A 21,582-nucleotide genomic window follows, 5' to 3' on the forward strand; every position below is an offset into this window, starting at 1 on the left:
TACCCTGTCGCGGGAATGTGACGCGGTAAAGGCGGATTATGCCTCGTCCGGCGACCAGGCCTGATAATCACCTGTGGTCGACTGGCGACGATCAGTGACCGCCAGCGAGCCGGTCGGCCGGTAGGCATGCACCGTGCCTGTCAGATTGGGATGATGGTCCTTTTCCCAAGCCTGGCGCATGAGAGGCGCGTCCGTCGGCAATTCGTCAAAGGTGTGATGCAGCCAGCCATGCCAGTCGGAGGGCACGCGCGACGCATCGGCATAGCCCTTGTAGATGACCCAACGCCGCTTCTGGCCCTGGCCATCGGGACCGGTGACACCGGATTCCTCGAAATAGCGATTGCCGTACTCATCCGAGCCGACCTGTTTGGCACCGCGCATGCGCAGCGTCAGGAAGGTTCCCGGCGTGGCGTCTTTCCACCACACAAACAATTTTGAGATCAGTCCGAACATTGTCAGCGGCTCCGAGTCGGTCGAGGCAGGCTTGGCTTATATGCCCTTACCCGGCGGGCGGGTCCAGTGTTGAACGCGGCGGGTTTCAGGACGACGCGTCAACACGATACACTGGGCGTACGCACAGGCGATTCGGGCCACGAGAGGAAAGTCGCATGCAGGTCTTCGGTCGCATCGCCGATTTTATCGCCGAATCCGCGCTGGGCGGACCCCCTGAAACCAGGCAGCTGGCATCCCTCGATCCCGATGACAGCTCCGTGTCCGGGTTCGACCGGGAATTGACCGCGCCGTCGGGTTGGTCGCTGACCGCGGTCCAGACGCTGGCCGACCTACTCGACACGCCACGTCCGGCCAACACCACTGCCCGCAAGGGCGCGAAGACATTCGGCACACTCACGCCTTCATCCGCTGCCGGCGAGGACCGGGTGGTTGAGACAGGCCTTCCCGTTGTCAGCCGTCGACTGGCCGGCTCTCTCGCCTGGTCGGCAGCGCGTCAGGGCGCCTTCAACAGCGACGAAGAGGCCGACCTGTTCGCCCAAGAATTGTCCGCCAGCCTCAGCGGTCGTCTCGTGGTGCCGGATGCCGATCTGATCCGCAATGGCGGCGTGGACTGGGCTTATGGCGACGCAGCCAGCGATACACCGGCCCGCGCCGCCCCCTTGACCATTCGCGTCAATTCCCGGCAGGCGCCCGAACATCTGCGCAGGGTCGCCGAAACCGCCTTGCGGGCCTCAGTCCTCGACGTTGGCGCTCGTGTCACCCGGGATCGCCTCGAGGCGATCGGCGAAGCGGTCCGCCGCTGCTCTGGCGATGTCGAGGACTGCTTCGACCCGCGCCGCAATGCGGCTCTCGCGCGGGCCATGCGCCGCGCCCTGAAGGACGGAGTCGCCGAAGAGGCGGTCGAACGCGCCCTCTCCCTGGCCCGCCAGGGAACCGATGACGACGCCCTTTCCGCCCTGATTCCCGATGCCGTGCCTGCCCGTCCGGCGGTCCTGCATGTGCCGCGCGCGTTCGGCAAGGCGGTCGCGGACGATGAGGCCTGGACCTTTGAACAGGATGGAGGTGCCGTCAGGGCCCGCGATTTCCGCACAGGAATCGCGCGGACGGTCTGGAGCTTCGGAACCCCGACCCTGGCATTTCAAGCCAGCCCGAGCGAGACCGGTCCGACCATTTACGTCAACCTGCCGGCCTTCCTCGACGAGAGTCATGCATTTCAGGCCGAAATCCTGTGCGACACCCTGCGATACTGGGCAATCGCGCTGACCATGAGCGCCCCGAAGGGTGCCGGCTCGGCCGGGTCGATCGCCCTGACCGGTTTGGGCGCGCTGCTGATGGCCAGCGGTCAGGCCTATGGCAGCGAGAGCGCGCGTCAGACAGCCGCCGCCCTGGCCCACTTCGCCACCCGCACCCTGCGTGAGGTTGCGATGGAAACCGGCGCCGCAGCGCCCGGACTTGGCGAGCGGCCGGCGCTGGACGAATTGCCGTCCGGCTTCGCCCAGCTGATCGAGCGACTGTCCTCCAGCGCACCGCCTTTCCTGCCCAAGGCTGCGCTCGCGCGGCCCGGCCCCACGCTTGTCTGCCGCGCGCCCGCCCCGGAGATCGCCGGACTGCTCGACGCTGACAGTTCCGGCGCGGCGCCCGTCAAGTCTGCGACCACGTCGGATGCCAGCATGGCCGGCGGACAGCGCCTTCGCGATTGTGCACGAGCGGGCCTTCTGGCGCTGGGCTGCAGCGTCACCGACGTCGAGTGCGCCGAAGACCACGCCGCCGGGCATGGCAGCCTGCGCGGTGCCCCCGGAATATCACTTGAGGACCTGATGGACCGCGGTGTTCCGTCCGAAGCGCTCGAGCGGCTGGAAGATTCGATTGCCGAAGGCGCCTCGGTCCGCCACGCGGTCAATCGCTGGACACTGGGCGATCGCACCTGCCGCGATACGCTGGGCCTGACCAGCGACATTATCGAACGACATGGCAATGCGCTGTGTGGTGCCATCGGCTTTACCGAAGACGATATCCGTGCCGCCGATGCTCACGCCCATGGGACCGGCGACCTGTCTCAGGCTCCCGACCTGCCAGCAACCATCCGGTCGGTGTTTGACGAACCCGGCCAGCAGGACCGGATGCTCATGGCGGCGGCCATCGAGGGCCAGATCGAAGGCTGTTGCGCCCTTGAGCTGACCCTCGACGGCGAGGCCACCATCGACGATGTCGCAAACCTGATTGACCTGGGCGGAGAGTTGGGTCTTCGCGACCTGTCCGTCCGCCGGACTGCGTCGGGCCTGTTCGACCTGCTCCCCTCGATCGACTTCGACAAGGGCGATTATGCCGCCGAGGCGCCGGCCACCGAACGGATCGTCGAGCGCACCGTCGAACGGGTGATCGAAAAGCCGGCCAGCCGCCGCAAGCTGCCGGATCGTCGCAAGGGTTACATCCAGAAAGCAACGGTCGGCGGCCACAAGGTCTACCTGCATACCGGCGAGTTTGATGATGGCGAGCTCGGCGAGATCTTCATCGACATGCACAAGGAGGGCGCAGCCTTCCGCTCGCTGATGAACAATTTCGCCATAGCCATTTCGATCGGCCTGCAATACGGCGTCCCGCTCGAGGAATTTGTCGACGCCTTCGTCTACACACGGTTCGAACCGGCCGGCGCTGTCCAGGGCAATGATTCCATCCAGCATGCGACCTCGATCCTGGACTATCTGTTCCGCGAACTGGGCGTGTCCTATCTCGGCCGCGATGACCTGGCCGAACTCTCCCCGGACAAGGCTGATCCCGGCGGTCTGGGGCGCGGGGTCGAGGAAGAGAAGCTGGCCCGGGAGGATGCTGCGAAATTCATCTCCCGCGGCTTTTCGCGCGGTCAGGTCCCCGACAATATCCTGATGTTCGCCAACGCGCCCAAAAAGGCGGCAACCGGCGGCGAGGCCACGTCCGGGCATTATGAACTGGACGACCGGAGCACCAGCCGGACGACCACACGTGACATCTCGGTCTACACCGGCGCGCCCTGCCCCGATTGCGGGCATTTCACCGTGGTCGAGACCGACAGCGGTGGGCAGGCCTGCGACGCCTGTGGCTGGACCGGAGCCTGACACAGGCCATCCGGCGACGGCGCAAGCCTTGCAGTTCAAGGCACATCAACGCTTGGAGTGCTCCACAATGGTACGGCTGATTCTTGCCCTGACCGCCCTGCTCACGACATCCGGACTGGCCCAGGCCCAGGATGCCGGTCAGATCGCGCGTGTCCAGACAGGCCAGTCCTGCCCCGGTTGCAACCTGTTTCAGGCTGAGCTCGCCTATCTCGACCTGCCCGGCATCAATGTTTCCGGCGCGCGTTTGCGCCAGGCCAATCTGGCGCTGGTGACCATGAACCGGGCCAATTTCAACGGATCCGACCTGTCCGTCGCCAATCTCTTCGGTGGCCGCTTCACGGGTGCGAATTTCCGCAATGCCGATCTCAGCCACGCCAATCTTGTCGGGGCCCATTTCGGTAGTGCCGACCTGACCGGTGCCAACCTGTCAGGCGCAACGCTTTCCGGTGCCGAACTGGATGGCGCGCGCGGGCTCACCCAGACCCAGCTGGCCAGCGCATGTGGCGACAGTTCGACTAGCCTGCCCGCCGGGCTGAGCGTTCCCGCCTGCCGCTGATCCGCGGCTGGACAGGCTGGTCAGCCTGACATGTCCCTCACAGGATATACTCACGGGTTACCGGGATTTAAGTCGCTTTGCCGGGGTCGCTGGCCTATCCGTGGGGACATGCGGAACAGATTGATGACATTTGCCTCTGCTGCCGCACTCCTGGCCCTGGTCGCATCCGCTGCCCTCGCCGGGGGTGACGACCATCCGCGCCGTGGCCTGGCGATTGGCGGGGAATGCGAAGGCTGCGACTTTTCCGACAAGAACATGGCCAATGCCGTCTTCATCGGCGCCAATTTCGAGGGTACGAGTTTCGCCCGGTCGGAACTGCCCTCAGTCTCCATGATCGAAAGCCGGTTCAACGACACCGATTTCACCGACACCATCATGGTCAACGCACGTTTGACCGGGGTCACATTCTCGCGCGCCGACCTGTCCGGCGCGAGCTTGTCAAACTCGGTCATTGAACGGGTCAACTTCTCATCCGCCGATTTGACCGAGACCGATTTCGCCGGCTCACAAATGGTGTTTGTGACTTTCATCGGCTCGTCCCTGAACGAGACGCTTTTCGCCGATGCCCGCCTGCGCCAGGTCAATTTCCTGCGAGCCGATCTGAACGAGACGAACTTTCGAAGCGCCGAACTGCGCCGGGCAAACTTCGCCGAGGTGAATGGCCGCGATGTCAATTTCCAGGATGCTGACCTGACGGGCGCCAATTTCCGCAATGCCGACCTGCGCGATGTCGACTTCACCGGTGCGGTCCTGGTCGGTGCCAACTTTTCGGGGGCGGAGATCCGCGATCCCTCGGGACTGAACAAGTCCACGCTCGCCGGCGCCTGTGGCGATGACCAGACCGCGCTCGGTGACGATATCGCACTGCCGGGCTGCGACAGCCAGCCCGTTGATGATGGCAGTGACATCCAGCTCGAATACGCGCTTCGCTTCTCCGGCTCCGAGCGCGTGGAGCACCTGGTCGAATTGCAGGCGCTGGAGAATGCCCGAATCGAGATCCTGTCGGAGATCGGAGCCGCACTGCAGTTGCACGCGACCGAGCTGGATCGCGATGCGGTCCGGTCCGCGGCCAATGAGGCCATGCGGGAAATCGCCCGCTCTGAACGCGAACTGCGCCGGATCGAGCGTCAGCGGGAGACTCGCCGCCAAGCCGTCAGCGAAGAACGCCGCCGCATCATCGAGGACGCACGCCGTGATGCGATGGAAGCCAATGCCGCCGCCCGCGAGGCCCTGCGCGAGGAAACACGGGTTCAGACCGGCCCGGGCAGACGTGCGACAGCCCGCATCGAAACGGAACACGGCACTTTCGTCATCGAACTGCCCAATACCGACACGGATACTTTCTGGGTCGTCGACGAGGAAGAGGTCCGCCACTTCCCTCCGACGCCGCCACCAACTCCGGCCGACCCGCCGCTTGGGCCACGCCCCGATCCGGCGCCACCGCAAAGCGGTGCACCCGAGGATAACTGAAAGACGCATCAACCGACAAAAAAGCCGACCCTTTCCAGGGTCGGCTTTTTCAATCCGGTCTGCGCCCTTGGCCCTTGCAGGACCTGGCGTCAGCCTTTCTTGGCGTCCGGCACGACAGTGCGGATATGCAGCTCGCGCAATTGCTTGAGCTCGACTTCCGCCGGCGCATTCATCATCAAATCGCGGGCCTGTTGGTCTTTCGGGAACATCACGACTTCGCGCAGGTTCTCGACACCGGCCAGCAACATGATCATGCGGTCGACCCCCGGAGCGATACCGGCGTGCGGCGGGGCACCATAGCGGAAGGCATTGAGCATGCCGCCGAACTCCTCCTCGACCGTCGCCGCATCATAGCCGGCAAAGGCGAAGGCCTTCAGCATCACATCCGGGCGGTGGTTCCGCACAGCGCCGGAAGACAGCTCCACACCGTTGCAAACGATGTCGTACTGATAGGCTTTCAACGCCAGCAGCGTGTCGGCATCAGTGTCGGCGTCGAGCTTGAGGAACTCATCCGGATCGATCTGCGGCATCGAGAACGGATTGTGCGAGAAGTCGATCTTCTTGTTGTCTTCGTCCCACTCATACATGGGGAAATCGACAATCCAGCAGAAGCGGAATGTGTCTTTCTCGCAAAGGTCGAGATCGGCCCCGATCACATCGCGGGCACGCCCGGCAAAACTGGCGAACTCGCGCGGATCACCGGCCGCGAAGAAGACCGCGTCTCCAACGCCAAGGCCCAGCGACTGGCGCAGGGCTTCGGTCCGCTCTTCGCCAATATTCTTGGCGATCGGGCCGGCAGCCTCCATGGCCCCATCGGTCTCACGCCAGAAAATGTAGCCCATCCCGGGCTGGCCTTCCTTCTGGGCCCAGGAATTCATCCGGTCGCAGAATTTGCGGCTGCCGCCGGTTTTGGCCGGGATCGCCCAGACCTGTACCTTGGGATTGCGCTCCAGCATGCCCGCAAAGACCTTGAAACCGGAATCGCGGAATGTTTCGGACGCATCCGACATCTTGATCGGGTTACGCAGGTCCGGCTTGTCCGAGCCGTACCAGCGCATGGCGTCCTTGTAAGCGATCTGCACGAAGGGTTCGTCCGGCACGGTACGACCGTCGGCAAATTCGTCGAACAGACCTTTCATGACCGGCTCGATCACATCGAACACGTCCTGCTGGGTGGCAAAACTCATTTCCATGTCGAGCTGGTAAAACTCTCCCGGCGCGCGGTCGGCACGGGCGTCTTCATCGCGGAAACACGGTGCGATCTGGAAATAGCGGTCGAAGCCGGAGACCATGATCAATTGTTTGAACTGCTGTGGCGCCTGCGGCAGGGCGTAGAACTTGCCAGGGTGAACCCGTGACGGCACCAGGAAGTCCCGCGCGCCTTCCGGCGATGAGGCGGTCAGGATCGGTGTCTGATATTCGACAAAGTTTTCGTCGACCATGCGGCGGCGAATGCTGTCGATGATCTTCGAGCGCAGTACGATACGCTTGTGCAGGCTTTCGCGGCGCAGATCGATATAGCGATGTTTTAGGCGGACCTCTTCCGACCAGTCCGGCTCGCCGAACACTGGCAGGGGCAGCTCTTCGGCCTCGGACTGGATCGCCAGATCGGCCAGGCGGACCTCGATCTCGCCGGTTGGCAGATTGGGGTTCACCGTCTCGTTCGAGCGGGCAATGACTTCACCCGTCACCGTAATCACGCTTTCCACGCGCAGACGTTCCAGCACGGCAAAGTGCGGGCTTTCCGGCTCCAGCACGACCTGGGTCAGACCGTAATGGTCGCGCAGGTCGATGAAGAGCAGACCGCCATGATCGCGCTTGCGATGGATCCAGCCGGAAATCCGGGCCGTCTGGCCGACATGTTCCTTGCGCAGTTGGGCGCAGGTATGGGAGCGGTATGCATGCATGGGGAAATCGTCCGGTAAAACGGGGTTAGACAGGTTGTCGCGACATGCCGGTTTGCAGGGTGAAATGTCAAGGAGAGCGAGGCTCCGGGCGCAGTTGCGGGGCAGCACCGATAGCGCCACGGCGTCACCGCCTGGCGTTTTGGGGAAAGAGGGTGTGCGGGATACCGGCCGGAGCCGATAAAGCGCTGATTTTAATAACGGTAGCCACGACAGACATCCCGCACGCGAAGATTTCCCGGGTTGCCTTCAAGCCCCCGAATCGAAGCCGACGGGATCAGGGCGGTCAATCGTTGTGCCGCGAGTCCTGCCGGCGGCCGCACCGGGTCTGATGGTGGTCAGCCCCACCAAACCGGATGCGCTCCGCTATCCCCAAACCCCCGGATAACCGGTCCGGGCCTCAAGATGGCCTGGGAACGGAAGCGATTATGCGATGGGCGAAAAGGGGGAGGACAAGTTTTTTGGTTCAAGCCACTTTCCCTCTCCCTTGGGAGAGGGTCAGGGTGAGGGGTAAATCCCGGTTCCAGCAGGAGGAATCCCCCTCATCCGCGCTACGCGCACCTTCTCCCTAGGGAGAAGGAAAGTGGTGCAGAGCGGGGATAACTGCCTCTGCCTGACCAGGGAGAAGCGAGAAAACGTGCGGTCAGGTGCTTCCCGGAACCGCGATAGCTGGAACAGCGCGGATTGATGCGCAAACACAAACGTGCCCGCCATCCATCCGGATTGGCGGGCACGTTGGTCCTGGAGCCGGCAGATGCCCCCATCCGCCGGCTGTCATCATGTCAGTCGGATTCGCCTAGTGGCGCGTCGACAGCCATTCACGGGCGGCGCGTTGGGCGCTGGCCACTTCAATGGTCGACATCTGGTCGGAAATTTCGGCGCGGTAGTATTTGGCCGGTTCCGAGCCCATCAGGGCTGCCAGGTTGAACCATTTGTGCGCTTCGACATAGTCGATCTCGCCGCCCTGGCCGGTTGAATACAAGATACCAAGCTTGCACAGATCCTCACCCGTCGGGTCAGCAAATGCCGCTTGATGCGCTTGGGCCGTTTCTACGTCCGTGAACGCCATGGGTCTTTCCCCTTACTCTACACTGGCGGGTCCTGTCTTTTTGACCTGTGACCCGCGACCACCATCCAGTCCGAATGCCTTCGAACACGGAGGATAGTGCGCAAAGAGGCTTGCATTAAAGTTAAGGCCTGACAGAAAAAATTCGCCTTAAGTCTTGAAATCAATTAGATTTTCCTACCGAGTAGTAAACGCGATATCCACGCATCGGTAAGACTTGCCCGGCTTGCCCGGCGCAATCGATCCGGCGTCATCAGGCGGATCAGCGTGAGCAGCAAGACCAAGGCAGCCGACGCCAGGGCCAGGACCAGCGCCTGCTGGATGTGCGGCTCGGCCTGCTGTCTTGGCGGCAAGGGTTGCAATGCGGAAACCGCGTCCTCACCCAGCCATTCCATTACTGCAAGTGTAGCCGGGCCGGCCAACTCGGCCACGCGCTGCAGGTCGGCCAGGCGGTCCGGAGAACCAGCCTCGCTCATCAGGCGAATGACCTCGAAGCTGGACGTCTGACGCCTCAGACGGGCGACGGACTGAAGGACCGTGGCGACCCCGACCGCGCCCGCAGAGGCGCTCGCATCGATCCGCGCCTCGATCATTGGCTCGGCCCGGGACGGGGCCGCGAAGGCGATATCGGGCCGGATCATCGCCCCGGCGAAAGCCTCGCCGATCTGCCCGCCGGGCAGAAGTCCCGCGAGCTCGGCAGCCAACCACGCCTCCAACTGCGGGTGCAACCGCCCGGCCCGCCGCGCGGCGATCAGGATTTCAGCCCCGGAGGCCATCGCCCGGTCTCGCCCCGGCAGATTCACCAGTCCCGATTCCACCGCGGCCAGGGCCAGGGCCAGATCATCGACGGGCGCCGGCGGAATGATGGCGCTGTCGCAACCGTCCAGGCGGGTCCGCGGGTCGGCGCATATCTGGATGACCAGATGCCGCACGCCGCCATAAAGGCGCGTATCGCCGGCACCGAAAGCGACCAGGCCCGGGACCGACCGCATCTCGAACTGGCCCCGGTAGGCACCCCGGAAGAAACCGTCGGCGCTGGTGTTGGCAATGGCCCAGGCAAATTGCCGCCCGGCCTGGCTTTGCCGCACGGTGTCGGGCGCGAAAATCAGCGCCGGAGGCGACAGCCCGAGCGCTGCACCGCGGGCCATCTCCCCATCGAAGGCAGCGTCAAGCCTGGCCCGTCTCTGCCAGGCCGGCCCGGCCCGCAGCTCGGCATCCAGCGCCCGCGGCCCGGCAGCGCCCGCCAGCAAGTCGAGCGCCAGCCGGTCACGGCCGATCAGGTCTGGTCCCAGGGCGGCCCAGCTGCGGAAACGGTCCATGTCCGCCCGTCGGCGCCGATCACCGCGCAGCGCCTCCTCCAGGCGGGACAGCCAGATGTCGCGGGCGTCCTCGCCGGGCGGAACCGCGGCGTGTACCAGGGCGGACAGGCGCTCGCGCTCGCCGGGTTGCGCAGCGACATGACCGGCCAGGCCGCCGGTCTGCGCCAGCCCCTGCACCGCGAACCAAGCGGCCACGACCAGTGACCCGATCAACCACAGTGGCTGCAATCCCTTGAACACCGCTCGCCAGAGCAGCCACAGCGTGAGCCCGACCGCCCCCGCCTCCCAGGGCGACTGGGTTTCACCGCGCCAGCGCTCGACGCGCTCGCGCCGGATCGCTTCGCGCCGGGTCAAACCGGCCCGCTGCCAGGCGTCCGCGCCCGGCTTGGTCGTGTCACCAGCATCGACGATATCCGTCATGATGCCCCCCTGATCCCGATATCAGTTATGGCAGGCAAAAACGCGCTTGCAACCAGATGCGCGTGAGGCGCGAGAAAACCCTCGCCAGCTATCCTCCTGCCGGATCACCTGGTTGCCATAAATGGGGGTTGGCCAATGAAAGGGGTGTTGGCACGCACCGTCGTGCGGCTTATCTCCTTCAGACCGCCATCAGGAGCCCGCACCATGCCGTCCGATACCCTTTCCCGCTTCCCGCCCGTCTCGATGGCACTGGCGCGGACCGACAAGGCCCGCTTTGCCGCCGAGCTGGGTCGCAGTTTCCGGGAATTCGGTTTCGCCGCCATTTCGGATCACGGCCTCGACCCGGCCCTGATCGAGGCGGCCTATGACCGGGCGGCTGACTTCTTTGCCCTGCCCGAGGCGACAAAGATGAAATATCTCGTCGACGGCGGTGGCGGTGCCCGCGGCTACACGCCCTTCGGCCAGGAGATCGCCAAGGACGCCAAGCATGTCGACCTGAAGGAATTCTGGCATGTCGGGCGCGACCTGCCGGCCGGCCACAAGTATGAAGCCGACATGGCGCCCAATCTCGTTCCGGCCGAAGTAGAGGGCTGGCGCGAGCCCGTGCACGGGCTCTACGACGCTTTCGACCAGCTCGGCACCCAGGTCCTGCGCGCCATCGCGCTGGATCTCGGGCTTGAGGAAACCTTCTTCGACGACACGGTGAAGGACGGCAATTCGGTGATGCGCCTGCTGCACTACCCGCCGGTAACCGGTGATCCGGGTGGCTCGATCCGGGCCGAAGCCCATGGCGACATCAACACCATCACATTGCTGCTGGGCGCCGAGGAACCGGGCCTGCAGGTCAAGACGCGCGACGGCGAATGGATCGACATGAACCCGCCGCCCGGATGCCTGGTCGTCAATATGGGCGACATGCTGGCCCGGTCGACCAATGACGTCCTGCCCTCGACCCAGCACCGCGTGATCAATCCGGCCGGCGCCCGCACCGGCTTCTCACGCTATTCCCTGCCGTTTTTCCTGCACTACCGTCCCGACTACATGATCGAGACCTTGCCGGGCTGCGCAGGACCGGACAATCCGGACAAATACCCCGAACCGATGCGGGCCAATGACTATCTCAACCAGCGCCTGCGCGAGATCGGCCTGTTGAAATAGGAAAGCCGGGTCGTCGACCTGATGAACCCGGACCGGCTCAGCCCGCGCCGCCGATCGGCTTGGGCTTCTTCATGCCGGCCGGAACATCGCGGACATGGATGTCGATCTGCGGATAGGGGAATTCGACTTCGTGTTCGTGGAAGCTTTTCCAGAGCGCGATATAAACCTCGCTGCGCACATTGGAGAGCCCGTTCTCGGGATCACAGATCCAGAAGCGCAGGTCGAAATTGACCGAGCTGTCACCATATTCAACAAGGTTGCAGACCGGGTCCTTGTCGGACACGACGCGCTCGACAGTCTTGGCCGCCTCGATGGCAAGCTGTTGCACGCGCTCCAGGTCCAGCGTGTCATAGGAGACGCCGAACGGCGCATGCTGGCGCACGACCCTGTCGGATTTCGACCAGTTGATCACGCCATTGGCGATGAAATGCTCGTTCGGGATCAGATGCTCGGTGCCGTCGCGTGTGCGCATGGAGACATAGCGCGACTGCATGCCGGTCACCCAGCCGAACTGGCCATCCACTTCCAGAGCGTCACCGGGCTTGATCGACTTGTCGGCCAGGAGCGTGAAACCGGCGGCGAAATTGGCCACCGTCTTTTGCAGGCCAAGGCCGACACCGATACCCACCGCACCGGAGAAAATGGCCAGGGTCGCCAGATTGAAGCCGGTCAGCTGCAAGGCCACCAGCAGGGCGACCACCGGCAGGACAAAGCCGAGTACCTTGGCGATCAGCGCGCGCAAGGCCGGCGAGATTTCCTCGGCCCGCTCCAGCTGCGTGTTGACGGTGCGGCCGGCCAGCGAGGCGAGCCAGAACAGCACGCCGAAATAGAGCAGCGTCCGCAGCACATCGAACAGGGACAGGTCCACCGGCTCGCCATCATCGGTCTCACCCAGCGGAATGGCGAGCGCCTGCAACTGCATCACGACATCATCAAGCAGTCCGAAGACATCCAGCGCCGCCACCGGCCAGGCGACATAGAAGGCGACCTTGGACCAGAAGCGCGAGCGGATGATCAGGGTCACGGCGCGAATGACCAGCCAGGCCGTCATCAGGCTCATCGCCGCATCGATCAGGCCAAAGGGCTGATCGAGCGCGCCCAGCACGATCCGGATCACCGCCAGAACCGCGACCAGGGCGAGCGGCGTCGCCAGGGAAATCGCGGCCGTCAGCAGACGCCGCGCCAGCCCTGTCTTGATCCGCCCCTTGGTCAGCCCTTCGACGACATGGCGCAGGCGCGGCCCGAAAATCAGCGCCGGAATGAAAGCCGCCAGGACCAGACCCAGCTGCAGGGCGACATCGACATTGAGCAGGCTGGAAACCAGCCACCCCCAGATCTCGCGCACCTGCCCCTCAAGAACCTCCATCGGCAGAAGTTCATCCAGCGCACTGTCATCCTGCGGTGTGGTCATGTGGCGGTCTCTCTCCTGATTTCAAAGAGGTAGCATGAGCGTTAGGTGCGGGGCTAGCGTGGGGCAGGCATGATGAGCGCCTACGGCGCCCGCTTACGCATGCCCCCGTCATCAGCATCAGCGGAGCTCGTCGGTCGAAAGGGATAGACGAGTGCAATCACCTTTGCAGAGATCATCGCGCCAGCGGCACTGGCTACGATGTTGACGGTTAAGGTGAAACCAGACAGGCCCACTGAGCCAAGGGACCACTGTTGCTGCCACACAGCTGACAAGGCGAGTACCAGCATTGCCCCGCCGCCAACCAGGGCCCGGCGGACGTAAAAACCGCGATCCCGGACGCACCGCCCTCGCGACGCACTGTTGGCCGCCAAAACTTGATCGAGAAAAACGGTCAGTCCCGCCATAGTGTCCAAGGCGTTCCCCCAGCCCGGCTCCAACAGGCTGACCAGCACGGTCAGCGTGACGGCCACGAGCAAGCCGATCAACCAACGCCAAGTGTTCAACTTGATCATGAGAAAGCCTCTCCCCCGTACTTCAAAGAGGTAGCATTGTTGGGGAGATCGGGGCCAGCACTAACCGGCGGAACTTCCTTCTCCACTGGGAGACAGTGTCGCGAAGCGACGGATAAAGGAGGAAACCCCCTAGGCTGAAAATTACCGCTTTGCATCAGGATTGCCGGGGTGCACGGCATAGTGAACCGCCTCGCCAATGACCTCCATCACGGCATCCGTATCAGTCAGGATCGCGTGGTTCCAGAACCGGAGCACCTGATATCCCCGGTGCTCGAGAAACGCCGTCCGTTCGGCGTCATCACTTTCGGTTTCACCATGCTGACCGCCATCAGCCTCGACGATCAGCCGCGCGTCCCGGGAGGCGAAGTCGGCGATGTACGGCCCGATGGGGACTTGTCGGCAAAACTTGACGCCCAGCAGATTGCGGTTGCGCAATCGCGACCACAGACAGGCTTCCGCCGGTGTCTGGCTTTTTCGCATCGTCCGCGCGAGATGGCGGTTCTTGTGGACGGATTGCGGCAACCGGCAAGCTCCGGGATTTCCCCCTCTCCCGGCCTTCGGCCACCCTCTCCCACGGGAGAGGGAAAGAGGGGTTGTCCAGACTAGCTCGGGAAACCCGATGCCTCACGTGACCAAGCTCACACACTTTCCTTCTCCTTGAGGAGAAGGTGCGCGTAGCGCGGATGAGGGGGATATCCCGGTGTCGGCAATGCGACAATCTAGTCTTCGCGCTCGATGCTCAACCGAATGCCATTTGCGTCGGCGGCGTCTCGCAACAGTATGTGATCCCCCAAGGTTGCGCTTCCCGTCATGTGAACAGAGACGCAACGCTCCTGCGTATCCCGCGCGGCTTCAATCACGTCGCGCCAATCCGTCACGGAGCCAGTGCCGGTGACCACTTGTATGCCATCACCGGCAGCACGTAGCTCCAAAGCCGAGTCGCACGCACGAGACGCTTGAATTGCGTCCCACACCGGCGCAGCCCCTATCGCGACCAGCCCGAGGACAGCGCCAATCACAACGGCCAACACCCATACCAGTGACCGGCCCACAAACGCTGCAATCACATTAACGGGCCTCATCGCCCTACCCCAGCAACTTCTTCCGCAAAATCTCGTTCACCGCTTTTGGATTGGCCTTGCCCTGCATGGCTTTCATCACCTGGCCGACGAACCAACCCATCGTCTTGGGCTTGTCCTTGACCTGGGCGGCCTGGTCGGGATTGTCGGCGATGAGCTGGTCGATGACGGCTTCGATGGCGCCGGTGTCGGTGACCTGTTTGAGGCCCTTTTCCTCGACGATCTTAGCCGGGTCGCCGCCTTCACTCCACAGGATCTCGAACACATCCTTGGCGATCTTGCCGGAGATGGTGTCGTCGGAGATCAGCGCGATCAGGCCGCCGAGCTGCGCGGCCGAGACCGGGCTGTCGGTGATGTCGAGGCCTTCCTTGTTGAGGCGGCCATAGAGCTCGTTATTGACCCAGGAGGAGGCCAGCTTGGCGTCGCGGCCCTCGGCCACGATCTCGTAGTAATCGGCGCGATCCTTGTCGGCCGACAGGACGGCAGCATCATAATCCGACAGGCCAAGCTCGGAGACGAGACGGGCGCGTTTCTGGTCCGGCAGCTCGGGCAGGCCGGCCTTGATGGCGTCGACGAAAGACTGTTCCAGCTCGAGCGGCAGAAGATCAGGGTCGGGGAAGTAGCGGTAATCATGCGCTTCTTCCTTGGAGCGCATGGACCGGGTCACACCGGTATTGGAGTCGAACAGGCGCGTTTCCTGGTCGATCTTGCCGCCCTCCTCGATGATGTCGATCTGGCGCTTGGCCTCATATTCGATGGCCTGGCGGATGAAGCGCAGCGAGTTGACGTTCTTGATCTCGCAACGCGTGCCCAGATGCGAGAAATCACCGGTCTCGCGAAATTTCTCATACTGGCCCGGCTTGCAGACCGAGACGTTCACATCGGCGCGCAGCTGACCCTTCTCCATGTCGCCGCCACACGTGCCGAGATAGCGCAGGATGGTGCGTAGCTTGGCGACATAGGCCGAGGCCTCTTCGGGCGAGCGGATATGCGGGCGCGAGACGATTTCCATCAACGCGACGCCGGACCGGTTGAGGTCGACATAGGTCGAATTGGGATCGAGATCATGGATCGACTTGCCGGCGTCCTGTTCCAGGTGCAGGCGCTCGATACCGACGGTGAAACGCGAGCCGTCATCACGCTCGCACTCGATCTCGCCTTCGCCGACAATCGGAAACTGGAACTGGCTGATCTGATAGCCCTGCGGCAGGTCGGGATAGAAGTAATTCTTGCGATCAAAGCGCGACATCAGATTGATCTGCGCATTGAGACCCAGACCCGTCTTCACCGCCTGTTCGACGACATGGGCATTGATCACCGGCAGCATGCCCGGCATCGCCGCGTCGACCAACGAGACCTGGGTGTTGGGCGCCGCGCCAAACGCCGTCGCCGCGCCGGAGAAGAGCTTGGCGTTGGAGACCACCTGCGCGTGGATCTCCAGGCCCATGACGACTTCCCAGTCACCGGTCGCGCCCGGCAGGATGTAGCTGTGATCACTCATCTCGATCTTCCTCGTCGTCATCCCAAGTGGGACGTTCGTCTTCCGGCGTGTTCATCGCCGCAACCAGGACCCGGCCCGCCATGGCGACGGTCAGGCCGAAAAACAAAAAGCCGATCCCCGGCGTCACCAGCAGGACCGTCCACAGATTGCGCGGCTCCAGCTCGATCACACCGCGAAACACCACCGCCCCGGCCAGCAGCAGCAGCGCGCCGACCAGCAGGCTGGGTCGCGCCAGCTTCATGGCCGGATGGGCGGGTTCAGCTGTCGCCATTGCCGCGCTCCGTGAAGGACAGGATGACAGCCCAGAGCGCCGCCAGGCCGAAGCCGGTCAGCGCCAGCCCGAAGCCCAGCTGGACCAGAAACCCGATCGACGGAAATTCTCCCGACCCGAACGCGCCGCCCACCATCACGCCGCCGGAATAGACTGTCGGCAGGCCGAAGGCGAGACCGAGCACCGCCATCATGATCATGAAGCCACGCTGCGGCTTCCTGGGAGTTTCCGGGGTCGGAGTTGGGGTCGGCTGCGGGGTTTCAGGCGTGCTCATCAAGACCACCAATTGTCCGGCTTGGCGACGAAGCCGGCCGAATCCTCGATCGCCGCGCCGACCTTGAACATGGTTTCCTCGTCCAGCGCCGGGGTGATGATCTGCAGCCCCAGCGGCAGGCCGTCCTTGTCGACACCAGCCGGCACCGACATGGCCGGCAGACCGGCCAGATTGGCGGTGACGGTGAAGACATCATTGAGATACATCGCAATCGGATCGTCCGACTTGGACCCCAGCTCGAAAGCCGCCGACGGCGCCGACGGCGTCAGCACGGCATCGACCTTTTCGAACGCCTGTTCGAAGTCCTGAAGGATGCGAGTGCGCACTTTCTGGGCGCGCAGATAATAGGCGTCGTAATAACCGGCCGAGAGCACATAAGTGCCGATCATGATGCGGCGCTGGACCTCATGGCCGAAACCGGCACCGCGCGTGTTTTCATAGGTCGCATTGAGGTTTGTCCCCTCGACGCGATTGCCATAGCGCATGCCGTCATAGCGGGCGAGATTGGAGGAGGCCTCGGCCGGCGCGACGATGTAATAGGCCGGCAGGGCGTATTTGGTGTGTGGCAGGGAGATGTCGACGATCTCGCAGCCAGCCGCCTTGAGCCAGTCAATGCCCTTTTGCCAAACCTCATCAATCTCGCCCGGCATGCCGTCGACCCGGTACTCCTTGGGAACGCCGATGCGCAAACCCTTCACCGACTGACCGACCGCCGCGACGAAATCCGGGAGCTCGTTCGGCAAGGACGTCGAATCCTTGGGATCATGCCCCGACATGGCCTGCAGCATCAGCGCCGAATCCTTTACCGTCTTGGCAAAGGGACCCGGATGATCAAGCGAGGAGGCAAAGGCCACCGCGCCCCAGCGCGAGGTGCGGCCATAGGTGGCTTTCACCCCGACCGTGCCGGTAAAGGCCGCCGGCTGCCGGATCGACCCGCCGGTATCGGTGCCGGTCGAGCCAAAGCACAGATCGGCCGCCACAGCCGCGGCCGAGCCGCCCGAGGAGCCACCCGGCGTCAGCATTTCGCCGTTCGGACCCTTCCAGGGATTGTTGACCGGGCCGGTATTGGCGGTCTCGTTCGACGAGCCCATGGCGAACTCGTCCATCGAGGTCTTGCACAGGAAGACGCCGCCATTGTCCCACAGCTTGGCGGTGACGCTCGACTCGTAAGTCGGCTTGAAGCCCTTGAGAATGTTCGAGGAGGCCGCCGTCTCGACGCCTTCAACCGCGAACAAATCCTTGATCGCCAGCGGCGCGCCCTCGATCAGACCACCCTCGCCCTTGGCGAGTTTCTCGTCCGAGGCTTTCGCCATGGCCAGCGTCTTGTCGGCATCAAAGGCCGTGAAGGCGTTCAGCTTGGGCTGCGCCGCTTCGCACAGGGCCAGGCCCTCGGTCGCCAGTTCCACAGCAGAGACCTCGCGCGCCTTCAGCTTGGCGGTGATGTCGGACAGGGTGAGTTTGAAAAGCTCGCTCATGACCTACTCCACCGATTTCGGGACAACGAAGAAGCCTTCGTCGGAGCTGGGAGCGTTGGCCAGCACCTTGTCGCGGCAATTGCCGTCGGTGACCTCGTCCACGCGCTGCGGCAGCGGGAATTTCACCGGCGTGGTCATCGGCTCAACGCCGTCGACATCCACTTCATTGAGCTGTTCGATCCAGTTCAATATGCCATTGAGCTCGCCGACCAGCGTGTCGATACGATCGGTCGGTTCGGCGATGCGGGCGAGGCGCGCAATGCGGCGCACATCATCAGCGGTGACGGACATGGGGAAATCACTCCGATTGGTCTTGACCGACTGAGTAGCAATCGCCTTTCGCAGGTGCAAGAAAGCTTGACGGTCGCGCGTGCAAAGCGCATCCCGCCATCATGCCGATTGTGACCCTGGAAGACCTGCCCGATGGCCCCCTGATCGCCCTTGATCCAGGGAGCAAAACCATCGGCGTGGCCGCCTGCGGCGCGTCACGCGGCCTGTCGACACCGGTGGAAACCATCAAGCGGACCAAGTTCACCTTCGATGCAGAGCGCATTTTCGCCCTGCTGGACGAGCGCAAGGCCGTCGCCATCGTGATGGGCCTGCCGGTCAACATGGACGGCTCGGAGGGCCCGCGCGTGCAGTCGGTGCGCGCCATGGCCCGCAATCTGATCCGGCTGCGCGATCTGCCCATCGTCTTCCAGGACGAACGCCTCTCGACCTTCGAGGCCGAGGAGAAGCTGATCTCGGCCGGTGTCCGCCGCGACAAGCGCAAGGACATCATCGACGCCCACGCCGCCGCCAACATATTGCAAAGCGCGCTGGACCGTCTGGAGATGCTGGGTGAGTAGAGCCCCCATCTTCCTTCTCCCTTGGGAGAAGGTCCCCGCAGGGGGGATGAGGGGGTTCGGTGCGAAACCCGACAACAGCCGGGCTTTCCCCCTCACCCTTGATCCCTCTCCCCGGGGAGAGGGAAAACAGCGGCTGACCTTTTTGACGACGCGAGGCTGTCCCGCATGAACCCCATCATCTCCGCCCTCGTGCCGGTCTTCGGCGTGATCTTTCTCGGATGGGTATTGCGACGCTCCAACCTGTTGCCGGAAACGAGCTGGGGGCCGATTTCGCGGCTGGCCTATCTGGGGCTGTCCCCGGCCCTCCTGTTTTCCTCGATCGCCTTTGCCGACCTGTCCGAGATCGAGCTCGGCGGTTTCATGGCCGCGGCGATGCTGGGGTTTGTCGCCATGGCGGCGCTGACACTGGCATTGAAGCCGGTGCTGCGCGTTCCCGACCCGACCTTCACCTCGCTGTTCCAGGCAACCAGTCGCTGGAATGGCCTGCTGATCCTCGCCATCGCCATCGCCCTGTTCGGGGCCGAGGGCGAGGTTCTGGTGGCCCTGGTGATGGTCGCCTCGATCCCGTTGGTGAATATGGAATGCGTCGCCGTCCTGTCGGTTTGGGGCACCGGCGCAGCGCCGCAGTGGCGCTCCATCCTCTACCGCATTCTGACCAATCCGCTGATCCTCGGCTCGGCTGCCGGTGGTTTGGTCAACCTGGCCAACATTCCGGTTCCGACGATGCTGGCCGACACCATTGCGCTGACCGGTCAGGCGGCGCTGCCGCTGATCCTGCTGGCGGTCGGCGCGGGACTGAACTTCACCGCCATGCGGGCCCGGCCACGCCTGCTCGGCCTGTCGGTCTTCGTCAAGCTGATGATCGGCCCGCTGGTCTTCTACGGCATCGGCCGCGCCTTCGGCATTGACGGCATTCCCCTGACCGTCCTGCTCCTCACCGGTGCCTCACCGGGTGCGGCGTCGGCCTATGTGCTGGCGCAGCAACTGGGCGGCGATGCGCCCTATTCCGCCGGTGACATCACGGCGAGCGCGCTGTTCTGCTTCATCACGATACCGTTCTGGCTCTGGTTGTTGGGATAATCACCGGTTAGCGTGCATCCATAGACGGCACACGAAACATCCATGATTCAATCCGACCCGGGATTGAAAGGACAAATCGTGACCGCTTACCTGACCCGCATTCCCATGTTCTTCGCCGGACCGACCTTTGCGGCCGGCCTCGCGATCATGCAGCCACAAATGACGGCGCTGGAGGGCCTGAGCGGGCCTGGCGCCTTCCTCGCCTCACTCGCGGCTGAGCCGAACGCCTGGTTGGCGGGGCACTTGTTGATGCTCGCAGCGGCAGTCCTGTACCTGTTTGCGGCGATTGGCATAGCACGAGAGCTTTCAGGTCACCGGCCCGTGACGGCACGCCTTCTGCCTGTCCCCATGATGATCGGTACACTTGGCCTGGTCGGCAACTTCACCCTGGATCTGGTCTATGGTGCCCTGGCAACCGGTCTCGAGCCGGAAGCCGCGCTATTGGCAAGGGATGCGCTGTTGGCGTCGCAGCCCCTGCAGATGACCTTTGCGATGATCGGTCCGATGCTGTTCCCGCTCGGCATGTTCATCATAGCGCTGCCGATCCTGATCACCGGATGGCTGCCGCGTATCGCCGGCGCGCTGATCCTTGGCGGCTGGGCCTTTGTGATGACCCAGCACGGCGCATTCCCCTACGCCGAAGCGGTCGGGCACTTCATTGTCGGCAGCGGCTTCATCTGGATAGCGGTGCTCAGTCGGCCAGACAGACCCGCTCGCCCTCATCGGCGAGGTTGAACCCGGCTTCTGTCACCACGTCCCGCTCCGGCGCATCGGGATAGCGCACCGGATTGGTGTGGTTGAAATGGATGAAGCGGACCTTGGCCCGCTCGCTCTCGGCCAGGTCAGCGAAACGCTCCATCGAATGGGCAATGAAGGGATGCGGGAAGCCTGACATGTCGCGGCCCGGGATTTCGCCATTGGCGTAGAAGGTGGCGTCCACATAGGCGACATCAACCGTCGCAATGAGATCCTCGATCCGCATGGCCAGGCCATCGTCCCAGGTTTCCCATTCTTCCCAGCTGTCGATGTCCGGCAGGAAGATTGCCGAGCGCGTCGGTCCGGCAATGTGATAGCCGACGACCTCGGTATATTCCTGACGATGCGGCACCTCGAAGGCCGTCACCCGGACATCACCCAGCTCGACCGGCTGGCCAGCATGAAGGGCCTCCAGCTCGATATTGTCATAGCGGACCAGCTGGTCCCAGGGACCGTTGGAGAAGAGAAAGGCCGACATGGAGGGCATGGCGTAGACCGGCACGTCCCGCGCGCCCATGCTCTCATGCCCGAGAAACATCAGGCCCGTATAATGGCCGATATGGCCATGCGTGAGGAAGATAGCATCCAGTCCGGGAGGCGCGGTCGTCGGCATGGCCTGGTCGAGGCGATAGAGTTGCTCGCGAATGTCCGGCGTCGCCTCGAAGAGATAGCGCGCCCCCGCCGTCCGATCGACGACTGCGATCGAGGTCGCCAGGCGGCGCAGCGACGGATCTTCCCAGGCGAGATCCGCGCTGTTGCCCAGCTGCGGCGCGCCGCCATCCTGGCCGACGCCAAGGACGATGAGCTCGACGGAACAGGATTCAATGACGGCTTCGGACTGCGCCGGCGCAGGTGCGGCGGTCAGGGTCAGGGCGCCAAGTGCCAGAATGTGAGTCTTCATGCGGTGAACGAGACGAAAGCCGGGCGGCCAGGTCAA

The 21,582-nt window shown here is 63.7% G+C and carries 20 protein-coding genes; 7 read left to right on the forward strand and 13 right to left on the reverse strand.

Going from position 1 to position 21,582, the window contains the following annotated elements; genetic code table 11:
• Window positions 1-36: 36 nt before the first annotated feature.
• On the reverse strand, window positions 37-453 hold the full coding sequence (locus tag VOI18_RS05610) for an NADH:ubiquinone oxidoreductase subunit NDUFA12 (RefSeq protein WP_323761422.1): 417 nt from the start codon (window positions 451-453) through the stop codon (window positions 37-39).
• A 155-nt stretch (window positions 454-608) separates the two neighbouring features.
• On the opposite strand from VOI18_RS05610, the gene VOI18_RS05615 reads away from it, so the two are divergent.
• From VOI18_RS05615 to VOI18_RS05625, 3 genes are all read left to right on the forward strand, one after another.
• A complete protein-coding gene (locus VOI18_RS05615) occupies window positions 609-3,545 on the forward strand; it encodes a hypothetical protein (protein WP_323761423.1) in 2,937 nt (978 codons plus the stop codon).
• A gap of 67 nt (window positions 3,546-3,612) precedes the next feature.
• Window positions 3,613-4,101 carry a pentapeptide repeat-containing protein gene (locus VOI18_RS05620; RefSeq protein ID WP_323761424.1) on the forward strand — a complete coding sequence of 163 codons (489 nt, stop codon included), beginning with the start codon at window positions 3,613-3,615 and terminating at the stop codon, window positions 4,099-4,101.
• A 123-nt stretch (window positions 4,102-4,224) separates the two neighbouring features.
• Window positions 4,225-5,571 carry a pentapeptide repeat-containing protein gene (locus tag VOI18_RS05625; protein WP_323761425.1) on the forward strand — a complete coding sequence of 449 codons (1,347 nt, stop codon included), beginning with the start codon at window positions 4,225-4,227 and terminating at the stop codon, window positions 5,569-5,571.
• Between the two features lie 89 nt (window positions 5,572-5,660).
• On the opposite strand, the gene aspS is transcribed toward VOI18_RS05625, so the two are convergent.
• From aspS to VOI18_RS05640, 3 genes are all read right to left on the reverse strand, one after another.
• Window positions 5,661-7,478, reverse strand: coding sequence for an aspartate--tRNA ligase (gene aspS, locus VOI18_RS05630; RefSeq protein ID WP_323761426.1), 1,818 nt, complete (start codon window positions 7,476-7,478; stop codon window positions 5,661-5,663).
• A gap of 793 nt (window positions 7,479-8,271) precedes the next feature.
• The gene (locus VOI18_RS05635; protein WP_323761427.1) at window positions 8,272-8,544 is read right to left on the reverse strand and encodes a hypothetical protein; all 273 of its coding nucleotides are present in this window, start codon (window positions 8,542-8,544) and stop codon (window positions 8,272-8,274) included.
• 164 nt (window positions 8,545-8,708) lie between these two features.
• The gene (locus VOI18_RS05640) at window positions 8,709-10,280 is read right to left on the reverse strand and encodes a hypothetical protein (protein ID WP_323761428.1); all 1,572 of its coding nucleotides are present in this window, start codon (window positions 10,278-10,280) and stop codon (window positions 8,709-8,711) included.
• Between the two features lie 204 nt (window positions 10,281-10,484).
• Between VOI18_RS05640 and VOI18_RS05645 the strand changes: the two genes are divergently transcribed.
• On the forward strand, window positions 10,485-11,438 hold the full coding sequence (locus VOI18_RS05645; protein ID WP_323761429.1) for an isopenicillin N synthase family dioxygenase: 954 nt from the start codon (window positions 10,485-10,487) through the stop codon (window positions 11,436-11,438).
• A 37-nt stretch (window positions 11,439-11,475) separates the two neighbouring features.
• On the opposite strand, the gene VOI18_RS05650 is transcribed toward VOI18_RS05645, so the two are convergent.
• The 8 genes from VOI18_RS05650 to gatC all read right to left on the reverse strand — a co-directional run bounded on the left by VOI18_RS05650 (window position 11,476) and on the right by gatC (window position 18,252).
• Window positions 11,476-12,849, reverse strand: a complete 1,374-nt coding sequence (locus VOI18_RS05650; protein ID WP_323761430.1) for a mechanosensitive ion channel family protein — start codon at window positions 12,847-12,849, stop codon at window positions 11,476-11,478.
• 80 nt (window positions 12,850-12,929) lie between these two features.
• Window positions 12,930-13,361 carry a hypothetical protein gene (locus VOI18_RS05655; protein ID WP_323761431.1) on the reverse strand — a complete coding sequence of 144 codons (432 nt, stop codon included), beginning with the start codon at window positions 13,359-13,361 and terminating at the stop codon, window positions 12,930-12,932.
• A gap of 141 nt (window positions 13,362-13,502) precedes the next feature.
• On the reverse strand, window positions 13,503-13,841 hold the full coding sequence (locus tag VOI18_RS05660) for an endonuclease domain-containing protein (RefSeq protein WP_416374866.1): 339 nt from the start codon (window positions 13,839-13,841) through the stop codon (window positions 13,503-13,505).
• Between the two features lie 606 nt (window positions 13,842-14,447).
• Window positions 14,448-15,941, reverse strand: a complete 1,494-nt coding sequence (gene gatB, locus VOI18_RS05665; protein ID WP_323761433.1) for an Asp-tRNA(Asn)/Glu-tRNA(Gln) amidotransferase subunit GatB — start codon at window positions 15,939-15,941, stop codon at window positions 14,448-14,450.
• On the reverse strand, window positions 15,934-16,212 hold the full coding sequence (locus VOI18_RS05670; RefSeq protein ID WP_323761434.1) for a hypothetical protein: 279 nt from the start codon (window positions 16,210-16,212) through the stop codon (window positions 15,934-15,936). The genes gatB and VOI18_RS05670 overlap by 8 nt, the downstream gene beginning before the upstream one ends.
• Window positions 16,199-16,486: a hypothetical protein gene (locus VOI18_RS05675; RefSeq protein WP_323761435.1), complete on the reverse strand. Its 288-nt coding sequence runs from the start codon at window positions 16,484-16,486 to the stop codon at window positions 16,199-16,201. Before VOI18_RS05675 ends, VOI18_RS05670 begins: the two co-directional genes overlap by 14 nt.
• Window positions 16,486-17,961 (reverse strand): Asp-tRNA(Asn)/Glu-tRNA(Gln) amidotransferase subunit GatA, encoded by a 1,476-nt coding sequence (gene gatA / locus VOI18_RS05680; protein WP_323761436.1) that lies wholly within the window; start codon window positions 17,959-17,961, stop codon window positions 16,486-16,488. The genes VOI18_RS05675 and gatA overlap by 1 nt, the downstream gene beginning before the upstream one ends.
• Window positions 17,962-17,964: 3 nt before the next feature.
• On the reverse strand, window positions 17,965-18,252 hold the full coding sequence (gene gatC / locus VOI18_RS05685) for an Asp-tRNA(Asn)/Glu-tRNA(Gln) amidotransferase subunit GatC (RefSeq protein ID WP_323761437.1): 288 nt from the start codon (window positions 18,250-18,252) through the stop codon (window positions 17,965-17,967).
• Between the two features lie 101 nt (window positions 18,253-18,353).
• Between gatC and ruvX the strand changes: the two genes are divergently transcribed.
• The 3 genes from ruvX to VOI18_RS05700 all read left to right on the forward strand — a co-directional run bounded on the left by ruvX (window position 18,354) and on the right by VOI18_RS05700 (window position 20,624).
• On the forward strand, window positions 18,354-18,809 hold the full coding sequence (ruvX, locus tag VOI18_RS05690; protein WP_323761438.1) for a Holliday junction resolvase RuvX: 456 nt from the start codon (window positions 18,354-18,356) through the stop codon (window positions 18,807-18,809).
• A gap of 165 nt (window positions 18,810-18,974) precedes the next feature.
• Window positions 18,975-19,889, forward strand: coding sequence for an AEC family transporter (locus VOI18_RS05695; protein WP_323761439.1), 915 nt, complete (start codon window positions 18,975-18,977; stop codon window positions 19,887-19,889).
• A 78-nt stretch (window positions 19,890-19,967) separates the two neighbouring features.
• Window positions 19,968-20,624: a hypothetical protein gene (locus tag VOI18_RS05700; RefSeq protein WP_323761440.1), complete on the forward strand. Its 657-nt coding sequence runs from the start codon at window positions 19,968-19,970 to the stop codon at window positions 20,622-20,624.
• Here the strand turns inward: VOI18_RS05700 and VOI18_RS05705 are convergent.
• Complete coding sequence (locus tag VOI18_RS05705; protein ID WP_323761441.1) at window positions 20,581-21,582, reverse strand: MBL fold metallo-hydrolase; 1,002 nt, start codon at window positions 21,580-21,582, stop codon at window positions 20,581-20,583. The two genes, VOI18_RS05700 and VOI18_RS05705, sit on opposite strands and share 44 nt — an antisense overlap.

The sequence above is a fragment of the Maricaulis sp. genome, from assembly GCF_034670125.1.
Classification (GTDB): domain Bacteria; phylum Pseudomonadota; class Alphaproteobacteria; order Caulobacterales; family Maricaulaceae; genus Maricaulis.